The sequence below is a fragment of the Actinomadura kijaniata genome (assembly GCF_014138665.1).
Taxonomy (GTDB): Bacteria; Actinomycetota; Actinomycetes; order Streptosporangiales; family Streptosporangiaceae; genus Spirillospora; species Spirillospora kijaniata.
This window is the reverse complement of the sequence record NZ_JACJIA010000011.1, coordinates 62013-78100: the sequence shown is the minus strand read 5'-3', so window position 1 is coordinate 78100 and position 16088 is coordinate 62013. Positions and strand designations below refer to the sequence as shown.

Annotated in this window: 16 protein-coding genes and 1 riboswitch; of the genes, 4 read left to right on the top strand and 12 right to left on the bottom strand. The window is 73.2% G+C overall.

What is annotated here, in order from left to right; translation table 11 throughout:
• Positions 1-5: 5 nt before the first annotated feature.
• The gene (locus tag HNR61_RS33750) at positions 6-896 is read left to right on the top strand and encodes a M23 family metallopeptidase (protein ID WP_182847204.1); all 891 of its coding nucleotides are present in this window, start codon (positions 6-8) and stop codon (positions 894-896) included.
• Here the strand turns inward: HNR61_RS33750 and glyA are convergent.
• The 6 genes from glyA to gap all read right to left on the bottom strand — a co-directional run bounded on the left by glyA (position 863) and on the right by gap (position 6331).
• A complete protein-coding gene (gene glyA / locus HNR61_RS33745) occupies positions 863-2134 on the bottom strand; it encodes a serine hydroxymethyltransferase (protein WP_182847203.1) in 1272 nt (423 codons plus the stop codon). The two genes, HNR61_RS33750 and glyA, sit on opposite strands and share 34 nt — an antisense overlap.
• Positions 2135-2192: 58 nt before the next feature.
• A riboswitch (ZMP/ZTP riboswitch) is annotated at positions 2193-2278 on the bottom strand.
• A gap of 91 nt (positions 2279-2369) precedes the next feature.
• A complete protein-coding gene (locus HNR61_RS33740) occupies positions 2370-2741 on the bottom strand; it encodes an RNA polymerase-binding protein RbpA (protein WP_083999976.1) in 372 nt (123 codons plus the stop codon).
• A gap of 120 nt (positions 2742-2861) precedes the next feature.
• Positions 2862-3092, bottom strand: a complete 231-nt coding sequence (gene secG / locus HNR61_RS33735) for a preprotein translocase subunit SecG (RefSeq protein WP_182847202.1) — start codon at positions 3090-3092, stop codon at positions 2862-2864.
• Positions 3093-3254: 162 nt separating this feature from the next.
• Entirely contained in the window at positions 3255-4049 is a 795-nt protein-coding gene (gene tpiA / locus HNR61_RS33730; protein WP_182847201.1) for a triose-phosphate isomerase, read from the bottom strand.
• 5 nt (positions 4050-4054) lie between these two features.
• A complete protein-coding gene (locus tag HNR61_RS33725) occupies positions 4055-5242 on the bottom strand; it encodes a phosphoglycerate kinase (protein ID WP_182847200.1) in 1188 nt (395 codons plus the stop codon).
• Positions 5243-5326: 84 nt separating this feature from the next.
• The gene (gap, locus tag HNR61_RS33720; RefSeq protein WP_182847199.1) at positions 5327-6331 is read right to left on the bottom strand and encodes a type I glyceraldehyde-3-phosphate dehydrogenase; all 1005 of its coding nucleotides are present in this window, start codon (positions 6329-6331) and stop codon (positions 5327-5329) included.
• 470 nt (positions 6332-6801) lie between these two features.
• Between gap and HNR61_RS33715 the strand changes: the two genes are divergently transcribed.
• A complete protein-coding gene (locus tag HNR61_RS33715) occupies positions 6802-7311 on the top strand; it encodes a hypothetical protein (RefSeq protein WP_182847198.1) in 510 nt (169 codons plus the stop codon).
• 151 nt (positions 7312-7462) lie between these two features.
• Complete coding sequence (locus tag HNR61_RS33710; RefSeq protein WP_182847197.1) at positions 7463-7774, top strand: hypothetical protein; 312 nt, start codon at positions 7463-7465, stop codon at positions 7772-7774.
• Between the two features lie 19 nt (positions 7775-7793).
• Here the strand turns inward: HNR61_RS33710 and whiA are convergent, their stop codons facing one another.
• The 4 genes from whiA to uvrC all read right to left on the bottom strand — a co-directional run bounded on the left by whiA (position 7794) and on the right by uvrC (position 12752).
• On the bottom strand, positions 7794-8774 hold the full coding sequence (gene whiA / locus HNR61_RS33705; protein ID WP_067820622.1) for a DNA-binding protein WhiA: 981 nt from the start codon (positions 8772-8774) through the stop codon (positions 7794-7796).
• A 60-nt stretch (positions 8775-8834) separates the two neighbouring features.
• Positions 8835-9797, bottom strand: a complete 963-nt coding sequence (locus tag HNR61_RS33700) for a gluconeogenesis factor YvcK family protein (protein ID WP_182847196.1) — start codon at positions 9795-9797, stop codon at positions 8835-8837.
• Between the two features lie 91 nt (positions 9798-9888).
• Positions 9889-10722 (bottom strand): RNase adapter RapZ, encoded by an 834-nt coding sequence (rapZ, locus tag HNR61_RS33695; protein ID WP_220510150.1) that lies wholly within the window; start codon positions 10720-10722, stop codon positions 9889-9891.
• A 41-nt stretch (positions 10723-10763) separates the two neighbouring features.
• The gene (uvrC, locus tag HNR61_RS33690; RefSeq protein WP_182847194.1) at positions 10764-12752 is read right to left on the bottom strand and encodes an excinuclease ABC subunit UvrC; all 1989 of its coding nucleotides are present in this window, start codon (positions 12750-12752) and stop codon (positions 10764-10766) included.
• A gap of 147 nt (positions 12753-12899) precedes the next feature.
• On the opposite strand from uvrC, the gene HNR61_RS33685 reads away from it, so the two are divergent.
• Positions 12900-13997 carry a mechanosensitive ion channel family protein gene (locus HNR61_RS33685; protein WP_312898229.1) on the top strand — a complete coding sequence of 366 codons (1098 nt, stop codon included), beginning with the start codon at positions 12900-12902 and terminating at the stop codon, positions 13995-13997.
• A 24-nt stretch (positions 13998-14021) separates the two neighbouring features.
• Here the strand turns inward: HNR61_RS33685 and HNR61_RS33680 are convergent, their stop codons facing one another.
• Both HNR61_RS33680 and HNR61_RS33675 read right to left on the bottom strand, forming a co-directional pair.
• Positions 14022-14546 (bottom strand): Rieske (2Fe-2S) protein, encoded by a 525-nt coding sequence (locus HNR61_RS33680; protein ID WP_182847193.1) that lies wholly within the window; start codon positions 14544-14546, stop codon positions 14022-14024.
• A 109-nt stretch (positions 14547-14655) separates the two neighbouring features.
• Entirely contained in the window at positions 14656-15078 is a 423-nt protein-coding gene (locus HNR61_RS33675) for a Rieske (2Fe-2S) protein (RefSeq protein ID WP_182847192.1), read from the bottom strand.
• Positions 15079-16088 lie beyond the last annotated feature (1010 nt).

Below are 16088 nucleotides of genomic sequence, written 5' to 3'. Positions count from 1 at the left end.
GAGACATGAGAATACCGCGCGCCCTGTCCCGGTTCGGAACGCCGTCGGTGCTGGCGGGCATCGCGATGACGCTCACCCAGCCGCTGCACGGCGTCGGGGGGCTCGGCGCGGCCGGGTTCGCGCTCATCCTGGCCGGCCTGGTGCTGGCCTTCCTGCCGACCCGCCCCGCCGGGCGCGCCCCGGTCCCGCTGCGCTCCCCCGTCGAGGGGCGGTGGGTCCCGGTCAACAGCCCGGCCGACAAGGTCCCCAGCCACGGCACCCACGAGCTGGGCCAGACCTACGCGATCGACCTGGTGCACGCGCCCGACCCGGACGCGGAGTGGAGGCCGGTGCGGCCCGGCGTGGTCGGGGCGCGGGCGGAGGCGTTCCCGGCGTTCGGGCGGCCCGTCCACGCGCCCGCCGACGGCGTGGTGGTCGCGGTCTCGGGGTGGCAGCGCGACCACCGGGCCCGCAACACCTGGCCCGGACTGCTCTACCTGCTGGTCGAGGGCATGCTCTTCCGGTCGCCGCTGTCGCTGGCGACGCTGTCGGCGGGCCGGTTCGTGATCGGCAACCACGTCACCCTCGACCTGGGCGACGGCGTGCACGCGGTCCTCGCGCACCTGCGGCGCGGCTCGGTCCGGGTCCGCAGGGGGCAGCGGGTGGCGGCGGGCGAGGTGCTGGGCGAGGTCGGCAACTCCGGCAACTCCTCCGAGCCGCACCTGCACTTCCACCTGATGGACCGGGCCCGGCCGATGCTCGCGCAGGGGCTGCCGTTCGCCTTCGAGTACCTCGACGACGACGGCGCACCCCACACGGGCGTGCCGGGCGGGCGCAGACCGTTCACCGCGCCCGCCGCGGACACCGCCCGGCGGGACGGGGCTCAGGAGGCCGGGGCCCAGCCCGGCATCGGGTAGGCCGCCAGCAGGTCGCGGACCTCGCCCGCGACGCGCGCGAGCACGCTCTCGTCCCGCTTGGCGGCGGCCCGCACGACCTCGTCGATCCACGCCGCCACGCGCGGCATGTGCTCCTCGGTCAGCCCCCGCGTGGTGATGGCGGCGGTGCCCAGCCGCAGGCCCGAGGGGTCGAAGGGCTTGCGCGGGTCGAACGGGACGGTGTTGTGGTTGAGCTCGATCCCGGCCCGGTCCAGGGCCTGCGCGGCGGGCTTGCCCGGCACGCCCCGGCCGGTCAGGTCGATGAGGATCAGGTGGTTGTCGGTGCCGCCGGAGACCAGGTCGAAGCCCCGCTCCACCAGCGCCTCCGCCAGCGCCCGGGCGTTGGCCACGATCTGCGCGGCGTAGGCGCGGAAGTCGGGCCGCGCGGCCTCCTTCAGCGCCACCGCGATCGCGGCGGTGGTGTGGTCGTGGGGGCCGCCCTGCAGACCGGGGAAGACGGCCTTGTCGATCCGGGCGGCGTGCTCGGCCGTCGACATGACCATCGCGCCGCGCGGGCCGCGCAGCGTCTTGTGCGTGGTCGTGGAGATCACCTCGGCGTGGCCGACCGGCGACGGGTGCGCGCCGCCGGCGATCAGCCCCGCGATGTGGGCGATGTCGGCGGCCAGCACCGCCCCGGCCTCCCGGGCGATCTCGGCGAACGCCGGGAAGTCGATCGTGCGCGGGATCGCGGTGCCGCCGCACCAGATCAGCTTGGGCCGCTCCCTCAGCGCCAGGTCGCGGACCTCGTCCATGTCGACGCGGCCGGTGTCGGCCCGCACCCCGTACCGCACCGGCGTGAACCACTTCCCGGTCGCCGACACCGACCAGCCGTGCGTCAGGTGGCCGCCCATCGGCAGCGACAGGCCCATGACCTTGTCGCCGGGCTCCAGGAACGCCAGGTAGACCGCGAGGTTGGCGGGCGAGCCGGAGTAGGGCTGGACGTTGGCGTGCTCGACGCCGAACACGGACCTGGCGCGCTCGATCGCCAGCAGCTCGATCGGGTCGACGTTCTGCTGGCCCTCGTAGTAGCGGCGGCCCGCGTAGCCCTCGGAGTACTTGTTGGTCAGGACGGAGCCGGTGGCCTCCAGCACCGCCGGGGACACGTAGTTCTCCGACGCGATCAGCCTGATCTTGTCGTGCTGGCGCTGCGCCTCGGCCTCGATCAGCCCCGCCAGGTCGGGGTCCTCGGCCAGCAGATGGGGAAGGGACGGCTGGTGCATGACTGCCTCCGCGCTGGGTCACGCCGGAGGCGCGTGGCGGGCACCCCCGGCTGAGGGGCCCGTCCACCCAGGCGCGCGGTGTCCGGACATGGTTCGCTCCCCGGTGGTGTCTCCACCTTGACCGCGCCAGTCGCGTCCGGCAAGCATAGCGGGCCCTCGCGGCGCGGGGACGCCGACGGCCCGGTTCCCTCCCCCCGTGCGGGGGCGGGACCGGGCCGTCGTGGGGCTGGCGGGCTCAGCGGCCCGCGGCCTCCATGGCGCGCTTGACGGCGGCGCGCTTCTCGCGGAGCTTGGCGAGCGCCTCCTCCAGGATCGCCTCGCCGTCGGCGTCGCTGCGGCGCTCCTTGACGTACGCCAGGTGCGTCTTGTAGGGCTCGGTCTTCGGCGGGGCCGGGGGGTTGTCCTTGTCCTGCCCGGCCGGGAACCCGCAGCGCGGGCAGTCCCACGTGTCGGGGACCGCGACGTCGGTCGCGAAGCTCGGACGGGTCTCGTGCCGGTTGGCACAGTAGAAGGTCACCCAGACCCGGGGGGCCGCGTCGCCGCGCTCGGCCTCTCCCATCGGGCCGGCCCCGACACGGCTGCCCCGAATCGCGTTGCCACTACCCACGGACTACTCCTCGCATCTGTATGCCGCCCGTCCGTCCGCGCCTCCCGAGGGAGAGGCGCGGACGGGCGCGGCGATCGTACGTGTTCTTCGGCCGCTCGGCCGACGTCCCGGCCCGCCCCGTCAGCTCTTGAACAGCAGTCCGAGCGTGACGATCGAGGCGAACCAGATCACGCCGGTTCCCACCGTCAGCCGGTCGAGGTTGCGCTCGACCACCGACGATCCGCCCAGGGAGGACGAGATGCCGCCGCCGAACATGTCGGACAGCCCGCCGCCCTTGCCCTTGTGCATCAGGACGAGGACCACCATCAGCAGGCTCGTGATGATGAGCACGATGGACGTTGCGATGATCACAGTTCAGCGCCTTTTCTGGCCACCCCCGCTGGCGCGGGGTTTCTCATATGCAAGGACGGAGGATCGAGCCGGACGGTTTACCCGTCAGCTACGAAGGGTACGACGAACTCTTCGCTGGTTCGGCAGGAACCCCCGGGACACGCCCGAATTGATCAGATCTGATCAGACCGGGAGGTCCCGGTACCGGCAGATCTTGACGAATTCACCCGCGTCGAGGCTGGCACCACCGACCAACGCGCCGTCCACGTCGGCCTGGGTCATGATCCCGGCGACGTTGCTCCCCTTGACCGACCCTCCGTACAGGATACGCACCTGGTCGGCGGTCTCGGCGTCGTAGAGCTCGCCGACACGGCCGCGGATCGCGGCGCAGACCTCCTGGGCGTCCTGCGGGGTGGCGACCTCGCCGGTGCCGATCGCCCACACCGGCTCGTAGGCGATCACGAGGGTGCGGACCCGGTCGGCGGGGATCTTCTCCAGCGCGCCGTCGACCTGCTTGAGGCAGTACCCGACGTGCTCGCCCGCCTGCCGGACCTCCAGGCCCTCGCCGACGCAGACGATCGGGGTGATCTCGTTGGCGATGGCGGCCCGGGCCTTGGCGTTGACCAGGGCGTCGTCCTCGTGGTGGTACTGGCGGCGCTCGGAGTGGCCGACGGTGACGTAGGCGCAGCCGAGCTTGGCCAGCATGGCGCCGGAGATCTCGCCGGTGTAGGCGCCCGAGGCGTGCGGGGAGACGTCCTGCGCGCCGTACTGGATGCGCAGCTTGTCGGCGTCCACCAGGGTCTGCACCGAGCGGATGTCGGTGAACGGCGGCAGCACCGCGATATCGACGGCGTCGTGGTCGGTGTCCTTCAGGGCGAACGCCAGCTTCTGCACCAGCGCGATCGCCTCGAAGTGGTTGTTGTTCATCTTCCAGTTGCCCGCCATCAGCGGCTTACGGGAAGGGGTCTTGGGTGCCATGGGGGTCAGTCCTCCAGAGCCTGCAGGCCGGGCAGCGCCTTGCCCTCGAGGTACTCGAGGCTGGCGCCGCCGCCGGTGGAGATGTGGGAGAAGGCGTCCTCGTCGAAGCCGAGCCGGCGTACGGCCGCGGCCGAGTCGCCGCCGCCGACCACGGTGAACGCGCCGGAGTCGATCAGGCCCTGCGCGACCGCGCGGGTGCCGTGCGCGTAGGGCTCCATCTCGAACACGCCCATCGGGCCGTTCCAGAAGACCGTCCGGGCGTCGGCGAGACGGGAGGCGAACAGCTTGCCGGACTCGGGGCCGATGTCCAGGCCGAGGCGGTCGGCGGGGAGGGCGTCGGCGGGCACCGCCTCGTGGTCGGCGTCGGCGGCGAACGCGGTGGCGGCGACGACGTCGACCGGGAGCACGAACTCCACGCCGCTGCCCTCGGCGCGGCGCAGGTACTCGCGGACGGTGTCGAGCTGGTCCTCCTCCAGCAGGCTCTTGCCGACCTCGTGGCCCTGGGCCTTGAGGAAGGTGAAGACCATGCCGCCGCCGACCAGGATGCGGTCGGCCTTGCCGAGCAGGTTGTCGATCACGCCGAGCTTGTCGGAGACCTTGGAGCCGCCCAGCACGACGGCGTAGGGGCGCTCGACGTCCTCGGTGAGCCTGCGCAGCACCGCGAGCTCGGCGGCGATCAGGTCGCCGGCGGCGTGCGGGAGGCGCCGGGGGACGTCGTAGACGCTGGCGTGCCTGCGGTGCACCGCGCCGAACCCGTCGCCGACGTACAGCTCGGCGAGGGCGGCGAGCCGGTCGGCGAACGCGCCGCGCTCGGCGTCGTCCTTGCTGGTCTCGCCCGCCTCGAAGCGCAGGTTCTCCAGCAGGGCGACCTGGCCGTCGGCCAGCCCCTCGGCGGTGGCCCCGGCGGAGTCGCCGACCACGTCGGAGGCGAAGGCGACGTCGGTGCCCAGCAGCTCGCCCAGGCGCGCGGCGACCGGGGCCAGCGAGAGCTCCGGCCTCACCTCGCCCTTGGGGCGGCCGAGGTGGGCGCAGACGATGACGCGGGCGCCCCGGTCCAGCAGCTTCTTGATCGTGGGGACGCTGGCCCGGATCCGGCCGTCGTCGGTGATCCGGCCGTCCTGCAGCGGAACGTTCAGGTCGGTGCGGACGAGCACCCGCTTGCCGCTGACGTCCAGGTCGTCGATGGTGCGCATCGAACGCGAGGTCCTTCCGTGAAAAGACGGGTGGAGACACGACCGCCGTGCCCGCGGCGTCCACGGGCACGGCGGGTCAGCGGCTCAGAGGCCGGCGCCGACGAGCTTGACCAGGTCGGCCAGGCGGTTGGAGTAGCCCCACTCGTTGTCGTACCAGCCGACGACCTTGACCTGGTTGCCGATGACCTTGGTCAGGCCGGCGTCGAAGATGCAGGAGGCCGGGTCGGTGACGATGTCGGAGGACACGATCGGGTCCTCGGTGTAGGTCAGGATGCCCTTCAGCTCGCCCTCGGCGGCGGCCTTCATGGCGGCGTTGACCTCCTCGACGGTGGTCTCGCGGCCGACCTCGACGGTCAGGTCGGTGGCCGAGCCGGTCGGGATCGGCACGCGCAGCGCGTAGCCGTCGAGCTTGCCCTTCAGCTCCGGGATGACCAGGCCGATGGCCTTGGCGGCGCCGGTGGAGGTCGGGACGATGTTCAGGGCGGCGGCGCGGGCGCGGCGCAGGTCCTTGTGCGGCGCGTCCTGGAGGTTCTGGTCCTGGGTGTAGGCGTGGATCGTGGTCATCAGGCCCTTCTCGATGCCGAAGGTGTCGCGCAGGACCTTCGCCATCGGGGCCAGGCAGTTGGTGGTGCAGGAGGCGTTGGAGATCACCGTGTGCGCGGCGGCGTCGTACTCGTCGTGGTTGACGCCCATGACGACGGTGACGTCCTCGTTCTTGGCGGGCGCCGAGATGATGACCTTCTTGGCGCCGTTGTCGGCGTGCACCTTGGCCTTGGTCGCGTCGGTGAAGAAGCCGGTGGACTCCACGACGACGTCGACGCCGAGGTCGCCCCACTTGAGGTTGGCCGGGTCGCGCTCGGCGAACGCCTTGATCGCGGTGCCGCCGACGATGATCTCGTCTTCGGTGGCCTTCACCTCTTCGGGGAAGCGGCCCAGGATGGAGTCGTACTTGAGCAGGTGCGCGAGGGTGGCGTTGTCGGTCAGGTCGTTGACCGCCACCACCTCGATGTCGGCTCCGCTCGCCTTGACCGCGCGGAAGAAGTTACGGCCGATCCGGCCGAACCCGTTGATGCCTACTCGGATGGTCACGGAACGGCTCTCCTCGTACGTCGTCTCGCCCGGTGCGCACCGGGCCCGCTAACTACCGTGGATCAGGGGTCTCCCCCGCCTCCGACCCTATCGAATGCGCAGGCCGCGTCCCCACACCGGTGGCCGTGACGCGGCGGGTGAGTCGCCCTCCCCCGGCCGGGTGACCCCACCTGCGCCGATGGGGGTCTAGACCACGTCGTCTAGACCATTGGCCCGCCGTCCCTGAAAACGCGGGTCGCACCGCCCTGCTTTTCCGACAAACCACTCTTTTCGCAACACAACGGCCTGGTCGGCGGAACGTTCGGCGTCCGTCCGGAAAACTTTTCGTCCCGCCGCCCGGTACCGGCCGTTTCCGGCGGCCGGGGCAACCTCCGGGGCCCTGCGGGGGTCTCCCGCACGTGTACTAACGATCTTGGTACGCCGTCCTGTGCGGCGCCCTCGCCGCCGCCGTCCCGGCCGTCGCCGGAGTGGTGGCGCTGCTCCCGCCGGAACGCGCCGTCTCCCCGGCGCTGCCGGTGGCCGCGCCCCCGCACGCGCGCGTCGCGCCGGTCGTCCCCGGGTGCCTGGGCTACAACGGCCTGGACCGCCTCAACCCGCCCGCCCAGGTCCGCGCGGGCCGGTTCGCCGTCCCCGGCGCCGCGCCGGTCACGGTGGCGCGCGGCGGCCGCGTCGACCGGGGGGTGGACTGGGCGCTGGCCCCCGGCGGCGACCGGACCTGGCAGCTGTGGCTGCACTCGCTGGAGTGGCTGGGCGGCCTGGTCCGCGCGTACGAGCGCACCGGCGACCGCGGCGCGCTGGACCTGGCCGCGCACGTCGTGCGCGACTGGCTGGCGGCCAACCGCCGCCCCGCGCGCTTCGACGCCCGCCGCCGCGAGGCGATCGAGGAGGGCACCAGGTTCCGGCTGATCACCATGGTGTGCCTGCGCGCGCACCTGGCGGCGGGCCGGCTGGACGGGGCCATCGCCGAGCACGCCCGGTGACTGTCGGACCCGCGCCACTGCTCGGGCGCGTGGAACCACGGCACCGACGAGCCGGACCGTCGAGCAGCTGTGGCACCTGCCGCCCGCGTTCAGCGCCGTCGCCGCCCCGCACGGCGCGGTCGCGACGGCGGGCAGGACGCGGGTCGACTTCGTGCGGGTGCCGCTGCCCGGCGACGGCGCCGAGGCGTTGCCCGCGCAGGTGGTGGCGGGCTCGCGCGCGCCGTTGCAGGGATGGGTCGCCACCGCCCACCGCACCGCCCGCCCCGCGCCGGTGGTCCGGCTGGGCGGGCGGGGCGAACGCGTGCGGATGCTCACGGTGATCGCGCCGTCCCGGGAGCCGAGGGCCGCGCGGGTGCGGACCCGGCCGTCACCGAGCGGCGGCCTGCGCATCGGGATCACCGCCGCCGGGCGGCCCCTGACCGTCGAGGCGTCCCCGGACGGAACGCTGCGCCGCCTCCCCTGAGGCCGCGTCCCGGCGGCCGTCAGGGGGCGAGCATGTCGGCGGTGAGGTTGGCCTCGGTGCCGGGGATGCCCTGGTCCTGGGCGCGCTTGTCGGCCATGGCCAGCAGACGCCTTATACGGCCCGCGATGGCGTCCTTGGTCAGCGGCGGGTCGGCGAGCTGGCCGAGCTCCTCCAGCGACGCCTGCTTGTGCTCCAGCCGCAGCCGGCCGGCGCTGACCAGGTGCTCGGGGGCCTCGTCGCCGAGGATCTCCAGGGCGCGGGCCACGCGGGCCCCGGCGGCGACGGCCGCGCGCGCCGAGCGGCGCAGGTTGGCGTCGTCGAAGTTGGCCAGCCGGTTGGCGGTGGCGCGGACCTCGCGGCGCATCCGCCGCTCCTCCCACGCCAGCACGCTGTCGTGCGCGCCGAGACGGGTCAGCAGGGCGCTGATGGCGTCGCCGTCGCGGACCACGACGCGGTCCACGCCGCGCACCTCCCGCGCCTTGGCGTGGATCTTCAGGCGGCGGGCCGCGCCGACCAGGGCCAGGGCCGCCTCCGGGCCGGGGCAGGTGACCTCCAGCGACATGGAGCGGCCCGGCTCGGTCAGCGAGCCGTGCGCCAGGAACGCCCCGCGCCAGGCGGACTCGGCGTCGCAGGCCGCCCCCGCGACCACGTGCCGGGGCAGGCCGCGCACCGGGCGCCCGTTGTTGTCGATCAGCCCGGTCTGCCGGGCCAGCGACTCGCCGTCGCGGTAGACGCGCACGACGTAGCGGTTGCCCTTGCGGAGTCCGCTGGGCGCGAGCACGACCACCTCGGAGGTGTGCCCGAACACCTCGGCGATGTCCTTGCGCAGCCGCCGCGCCGCCACCCCGGTGTCGATCTCCGCCTCGATCACGATCCGGCCGCTGATCAGGTGCAGACCGCCCGCGAACCGCAGCAGCGTGGAGACCTCGGCCTTGCGGCAGCACGGCTTCATCACCGTGAGCCTGCTCAGCTCGTCCTTCACCACACCGGTCATCGCCATATACGAACCCTCCCCCTATCGAACTCCCAGCAGTCTGGCCGATCCCGGCCGCGCTGGGCGTCAGTCAGCGAATATCTGTACGAAGGCTTGGGCCAGCAGGGCGGGATCATGACGCGGCGAGCCGTCCGGGGCGGCCACGTCGGCCAGCACCAGCCGGCCGCCCAGCATGTGCGCCGCCTTGTCGAGCGCGACCGGGTCGTCCACCACGCCGCGGTCGGCGACGACCACGTCGACGCGCAGGTCGGGGGCGTGGGCCTGGAGCACCTCCAGATGGGTCTGCGGGGAGAAGTCGTCGGTCTCCCCCGGCTGCGGCACCAGGTTCAGCGCCACGATCCGGCGGGCCTTCGTGGCGGTCAGCGCGCGGGCGAGCGCGGGGACCTTCAGGTGCGGCAGCACGCTGGTGAACCACGACCCGGGCCCGAACACCACCCAGTCGGCGTCCTCGACGGCGGCCAGGGCCTCGGGGCAGGCGGGAGGGTCGGCGGGCACCAGCGAGACGCCCAGCACGCTGCCGGGCGTCTTGGCGCACGCCACCTGCCCCTTCACCTGGGTGACCGCGTCGGGCCGGGACGGGTCGGCGCCGCGCACCTGCGCGACGATGTCCAGCGGGACCGCCGCCATCGGCAGCACCCGGCCGTGCGCGCCCAGCAGCCGCCCGACCCATTCGAGCCCGGCGACGGTGGAGCCGGGGGCCTGCCCGTCCAGCAGCTCCCACAGCGCGACGATCAGCAGGTTGCCGACGGCGTGGTCGTGCAGCTCGCCCTGGCTGCGGAAGCGGTGCTGGACCACGTCGCGCCAGGTCTGGCCCCACTCGTCGTCGCCGCACAGGGCGGCCAGCGCCATCCGCAGGTCGCCGGGCGGCAGCACGCCCAGCTCGCGGCGGAGCCGGCCGCTGGAGCCGCCGTCGTCGGCGACGGTGACCACGGCGGTCAGCCGGTCGGTGACGCGGCGCAGCGCCGACAGCGAGGCGTACAGGCCGTGGCCCCCGCCGAGCGCGACGACCTTCGGTCCGGGGGGGTTCACCGGGGTACCGCTCTCCTCGTAGGTGTGTCCGGATCGTCAGTGGGTCCGGGTCGTGGGTGGGTCCGGGACGGGCGCGTCGGGGCGACGCGGCTCACTCGCGGCCGAGGTCGCGGTGGGCGACCTGGACCTCGATGCCCTCGTCCCGCAGGCGGGCGCCGAACTGCTCCGCCATGGCCACACTACGGTGTTTGCCGCCGGTACATCCCACGGCGAGCGTCACGTAGTGCTTGCCCTCGCGCTCGTAGCCGTCGGCGAGCAGCCGCAGCACCTCGGTGTAGGCGTCCAGGAACTCCTTGGCGCCGCGCTGGCCCAGCACGTAGTCGCGCACGTCGGTGTCGCGGCCGGTCTTGGGCCGCAGCTCGGGCACCCAGTGCGGGTTGGGCAGGAACCGGCAGTCCACGACCAGGTCGGCGTCCACCGGCAGGCCGTACTTGTAGCCGAACGACACCACGGTGGCGCGCAGGCTGGACTCGCCGGTGTCGTTGCCGAAGAACCCGATGATCTTGGCGCGGAGCTCGTGCACGTTGAGCCCGCTGGTGTCGAGCACCAGGTCGGCCTCGGCGCGGACCTCGCGGACCAGCTCGCGTTCCCGGGCGATGCCGTCGACCAGGCGGCCGTCGCCCTGCAGCGGGTGCGGGCGGCGCACGCTCTCGAAGCGGCGCACCAGGTCGGCGTCGCCGGCCTCCAGGAACACCACGCGCGGGTGGACGCCGCGGGCCTCCAGCTCGCCGATGGCGGTGTGCAGGTCCTCGGTGAACGCGCGGCTGCGCACGTCCACCACGACCGCGATGCGCGGTACCGCGTCCTTGACCCGGCCGCCCAGGTCGGCCATGGTCGCCAGCAGGCCCGGCGGGAGGTTGTCGACCACGAACCAGTCGAGGTCCTCCAGGGCCTTGGCGGCCGTGCTGCGGCCCGCCCCGGACATGCCGGTGACGATCACGATGTCCGGGATCTTCGTCTCGGTGGTCACTGCGTCTTCTCTCCCCCGTGCGGCGTGCTGTCCCCGGAGCGGGTCGCCCCGGGCCCGGTCTCCCCGTGCAGGGCCCTGACGATCTCCTCGGCGCTGCGCGGGCCGATGCCCGGCACCTCGGCGATCTGTTGCGCCGTCGCCTCTTTCAAGCGCTTGACCGACCCGAAATGTTTCAGCAGGGCGGTACGGCGCGCGGGCCCCAGCCCCGGGATCTCGTCGAGCTCACTGACGATCATGGCCTTGGAGCGGCGCTGCCGGTGGAAGGCGATGGCGAACCGGTGCGCCTCGTCGCGGACCCGCTGCACCAGGTACATGCCCTCGGAGTTGCGCGGCAGGATCACCGGGTCGTCGTCGCCGGGCAGCCACAGCTCCTCCAGCCGCTTGGCGATGCCGCACACGGCGATGTCGTCGATGCCGAGCTCGTCCAGGGCGCGCTGGGCGGCGGCGACCTGCGGCGGGCCGCCGTCCACGATCACCAGGTTCGGCGGGTAGGCGAACTTGCGGGGCTTGCCGGTCTCGGGGTCGAGGGGCTGGTGCCCGCCGGGCGCGCCGTCCTCCTCCGCGTCGCCGAGGGCCAGCTCGCCGAGCTTCTCGCTCTCGGCCAGGTACCGCCGGAACCGCCGGGTGATCACCTCGTGGATGGAGCGGACGTCGTCCTGCCCCTCCACCGCCTTGATCGAGAAGCGGCGGTACTCGCTCTTGCGGGCCAGCCCGTCCTCGAACACGACCATCGACGCCACCACGTTGGTGCCCTGGAGGTTCGACACGTCGTAGCACTCGATGCGCAGCGGGGCCTCGTCCAGCTCCAGCGCCTCCTGGATCTCGCGCAGGGCGTGGCTGCGGGTGGTCAGGTCGCCGGCGCGGCGGGTCTTGTGCTGCCGCAGCGTCTCCCGGGCGTTGCGCTCGACGGTCTCCAGCAGGGCCTTCTTGTCGCCGCGCTGCGGGACGCGCAGGCGCACGGGGCCGCCGCGCTGCTCGGTGAGCAGGTCCGTCATCGCCTCCACGTCCGGTGGCAGGGCCGGGACCAGCACCTCGCGGGGGACCGCCTCGCTCTCGCCGTAGATCTGGAGCAGGAACTGCTCGACCAGGTCGGTGGTGTCGACGTTCTCGACCTTGTCCACGACCCAGCCGCGCTGGCCCCGGATGCGCCCGCCGCGCACGTAGAACACCTGGACGGCGGCCTCCAGCTCGTCCTCCGCGAACGCGATCATGTCGCAGTCGGTGTTGTCGCCGAGCACGACGGCCTGCTTCTCCAGGGCGGCCTGGAGGGCGCGGACGTCGTCGCGCAGGCGCGCGGCCCGCTCGTACTCCTGGGCGACGGCGGCCTCGCGCATGTCGGCTTCGAGGCGCTTGATGAACCGGCCGGTGGTGCCGGCCATGAAGTCGCAGAAGTCCTCGGCCAGCAGCCGGTGCTCCTCGGGCGTGACCCGGCCCACGCACGGCGCCGAGCACTTGTCGATGTAGCCCAGCAGGCAGGGCCGGTCCAGCTGGCGCTGGTGCCGGAACACCCCGGCGCTGCAGGTGCGGACCGGGAACACGCGCAGCAGCAGGTCCACCGTCTCCCTGATCGCCCAGGCGTGGGAGTAGGGGCCGAAGTAGCGGACGCCCCGGCGCTTGGCGCCGCGCATGACCTGCACCCTCGGGAACTCCTCGTTCAGGGTGACGGCCAGGTAGGGGTAGGACTTGTCGTCGCGGTACTTGACGTTGAACCGGGGGTCGAACTCCTTGATCCAGGAGTACTCCAGCTGGAGCGCCTCGACCTCGGTGCCGACGACGGTCCAGTCGACGCGGGCGGCCGTCCGCACCATCGTCTGGGTGCGCGGGTGCAGCCCGGCGAAGTCGGCGAAGTAGGAGTTCAGCCGGGAGCGCAGGTTCTTGGCCTTGCCCACGTAGACGACCCGGCCGTGCTCGTCGCGGAAGCGGTACACGCCCGGGGACTCGGGGATGGATCCCGGTGCGGGTCGATAGGTCGCCGGATCTGCCACAACGGCAAGCGTAGTGGGCGCCACCGACAACGCGTGATGGTCCCGCCGCGCCGCACGGGACGGAAGTGACATGAATCTCGTTCAGCGACAGATCATCCGGAAACGGTCATCGGGATAGCACGTCACCCCGAGGAGGTCGTCACCATCGTGTCCGCGTTCTGGTCCTGGATCGTCTTCGCGGCCGTCGTCGCCGCGTCCGTGACCTTCGTGGAGGGGGCCAGACGCCTGCTGGCGGGCCCGCTGTCGGCGCGCTGGCCGCAGATCGGCGGGGTGGCCCGCCGCTGCACCGCGCCGGCGTTCACGTTCGCGGCCGTGGTCAGCGTGAGCGGGGCGCTGCCCTACCAGTTCCTCACCGACTCCTTCGACGGGCCGGTCCGGCACGCGCTGCGGATCGCCGCGATCGGGGCCACCACCTGGCTGGTGCTGCGGATCTCCTACGCCCTCACCGACCCGGCGCTGAACCGGCTGACCCGCGTGGAGGGCGAGCGCAACCGGCGCGCCCGCCGGGCCCGCACCCAGATGCTGCTGCTGCGCCGGATCACCGCCGCCGTGATCGTGATCGTGGCGGTGGGCGCGGCGCTGTTCACGTTCCCGGCGGTGCGGGCGCTGGGCGCCGGGGTGCTGGCCTCGGCCGGGGTCGCCGGACTGGTCGTCGGCATCGCCGCCCGCCCGGCGCTGGGCAACCTGTTCGCCGGGCTGCAGATCGCCTTCAGCGACGCGCTGCGGCTGGACGACGTGGTGGTCGTCGAGGGCCAGTGGGGCCGCATCGAGGAGCTGACGCTGTCGTACGTGGTGGTGCAGCTGTGGGACGAGCGGCGGCTGATCCTGCCGGTGTCGTACTTCACCGAGCGGCCGTTCGAGAACTGGACCCGGCACAGCAGCCGCGTGATCGGCGCGGTCGAGGTGTACGTGGACTGGTCGGTGCCGGTCGAGGAGCTGCGCGCCGAGCTGCACGCGTTCCTGCGGGACAACCCGCTGTGGGACCGGCGCGACTGGGTGCTCCAGGTGACCGAGGTGACGCCGAACGGCCTGGTGGGGCTGCGGGCGCTGATGAGCGCGGCGGACTCGGCCAGCGCGTGGGACCTGCGCTGCGACGTCCGCGAGCACCTGGTCGCCCACATCCGCGAGCACTACCCCCACGCGCTGCCCCGGTTCCGCGCCGAGATGTCCGGGTCGGAGGTGTCCGGGTCCGAGCGGTCCGCCCCGTTCCACCCGGACCCGGTCCCGAACGGCCGCCGGGGGTAGGCCCGGCGGGGAGGCCGGCGCCGGTCAGCTCAGCCTGATCCGGTCGCCCTCGACGGAGATCTGCTTCTCCTGCAGGGGCTTGTCGGCGGGCCCCTGTGCCACCGAACCGTCCGTGATCTTGAACTTGCTGCCGTGGCACGGGCAGTTGATCGTGCCGCCGGACACGTCCCCGACCGGGCAGCCCCGGTGGGTGCAGGTGGCGTCGAAGGCCTTGAACTGCCCCTGGGCGGGCTGGGTCACCACGACCTTCTTGTCCTTGAAGACCTTGCCGCCGCCGACCGGGATGGCGGACGCGGCGCCCAGCCCCTCGCCGCCGCCGCTGCCGTCGCCGGCCCCCGAACCGGTCTGGTCGCCGGCCTTGCCACCGGTCTGGCCCCCGTTCTGGCCGCCCTGGCCGGCGTCGTCCCCGGATCCGCCGCACGCCGCCGCCAGGGTCGCGGCGCCGACGATCCCGGCGCCGAACAGGACCCCGCGCCGGGTCGCGTCCCGCGCCGCCCCCTCCCCCCGGGGTGTCGTGCCGTCCGGTTCCACTGCGGGATCCTGAGCCATGGGTCGTCCTCCACGTGTCGCGTTCCGTTCTCAACGGTTGACACGTACGCCGAACCGGAAAGGTTCAAACTTGAAGGTTCGATTCCGGGGAGTATCGGAGCCGTGACGGTCAGACGACGACGATGCCGTCGCCCCTGACCTGCACGGAGTACTCCAGCAGGCCGCGGCTGGCGGGGCCCTGCGCCACCGAGCCGTCGGCGACCCTGAAGTGGCTGCCGTGGCAGGGGCACTCGATGACGCCGTTGTTCACGCGGTTGCACAGGCAGCCCGAGTGGGTGCAGTTGGCGCTGAACGCCTTGAACTGCCCCTGGGCGGGCTGGGTCACCACCAGTTTGGTGTCGGCGTACACCTTGCCGCCGCCGACCGGGATGTCGGCGGTCTTGGCGATCTCCTTACCCCTCAGGTCGGCGGCGGGCCGGGCCCTGCGCGGCTGGGACGCGCAGCCCGCCGTCACCGCGGCCGCCCCCAGCGCCCCGGCCCCGCACAGCACGGCGCGGCGGCCGATCCCCCCGGTCGTCACATCGTCGTTCATGGTCCTTCATGATCCTGTATGCCCCCGCGGCCCCCGAACCGGGGCGGCCGTTCAGGACGCGGCCCCGGCGGGAGCGGGCGCCTCGATCCGAAGCGCCCGCAGAACCCGCTGGTGGAAGCGGTCCATCGCCATGTCCACGCTGCGGACGAAGCCGGACTCCTCCGTTCCCCGCTTCGCGCCCATGGGGGTCGGCAGGGTCAGCCGGAACGTGGCGATCTCCGCCCCCGCCTCCGGGACCAGCAGCCCGGGCTCGGACACCAGGTTGGCCAGCAGCTCGCACGGCCCCGTCCGCTCCCCCGGGCCCAGCGCCTCGACGCGCAGCTCGGGAGGGGCGTCGGTGAGCTGCCGCAGCAGCCACTGCACGCGGGTGAGGGCACGGGCCCGCGCGGCGGCGGGGACCTCGACGGTGGTCTCGATCTGCCCGGTGCGCAGGTCGGCCTCCACGAGGACGGGTCCGGCGGCGCCGGGCAGGCGGATCTCCGCGCTCATCCGCCCCCTCTCCACGAGGGAGGCCACGGTCTGGAGCCGCCGGACCGCCGCGTCGCCGTCCCGGCGCCTGCGCAGCACCGGCGCGATCGTCACGCCGGTCTCCCCGCTCAGCCGCAGGCACAGCTGCCGGATGAGCTTCTCCCAGCTCTCGGCCACCGGCATCGCGCGCTTGTCGCCCAGCCGCAGGGTGCCCGCGGTGACGGCGTTGCGGACCGGCACCCAGGCGGGCCCCATGTCCTGGAAGCCCTGGCAGCCCGCGCCGGGCCGGCGAAGGTAGTGCAGCAGCTCGTTGAGCAGCCACGCGTGCGCGGGGTCGGCGACGCCGTGGTGGTGGCACAGCATGTGGGCCTCGTGCGCGACCTCGGCCCACGACAGGTGGCGCAGGGCGACCTTGCGCAGCCTCCTGCGGTCGAGGTCCAGCGGGTGCTCGCCGTCGATGCCCAGGTCGTTGGAGAGCGTGATCACGGTCTCGTAGCCGTGCCGGGCCGCGACCTCCAGATAGGACTCGATCTGCTCGCGGC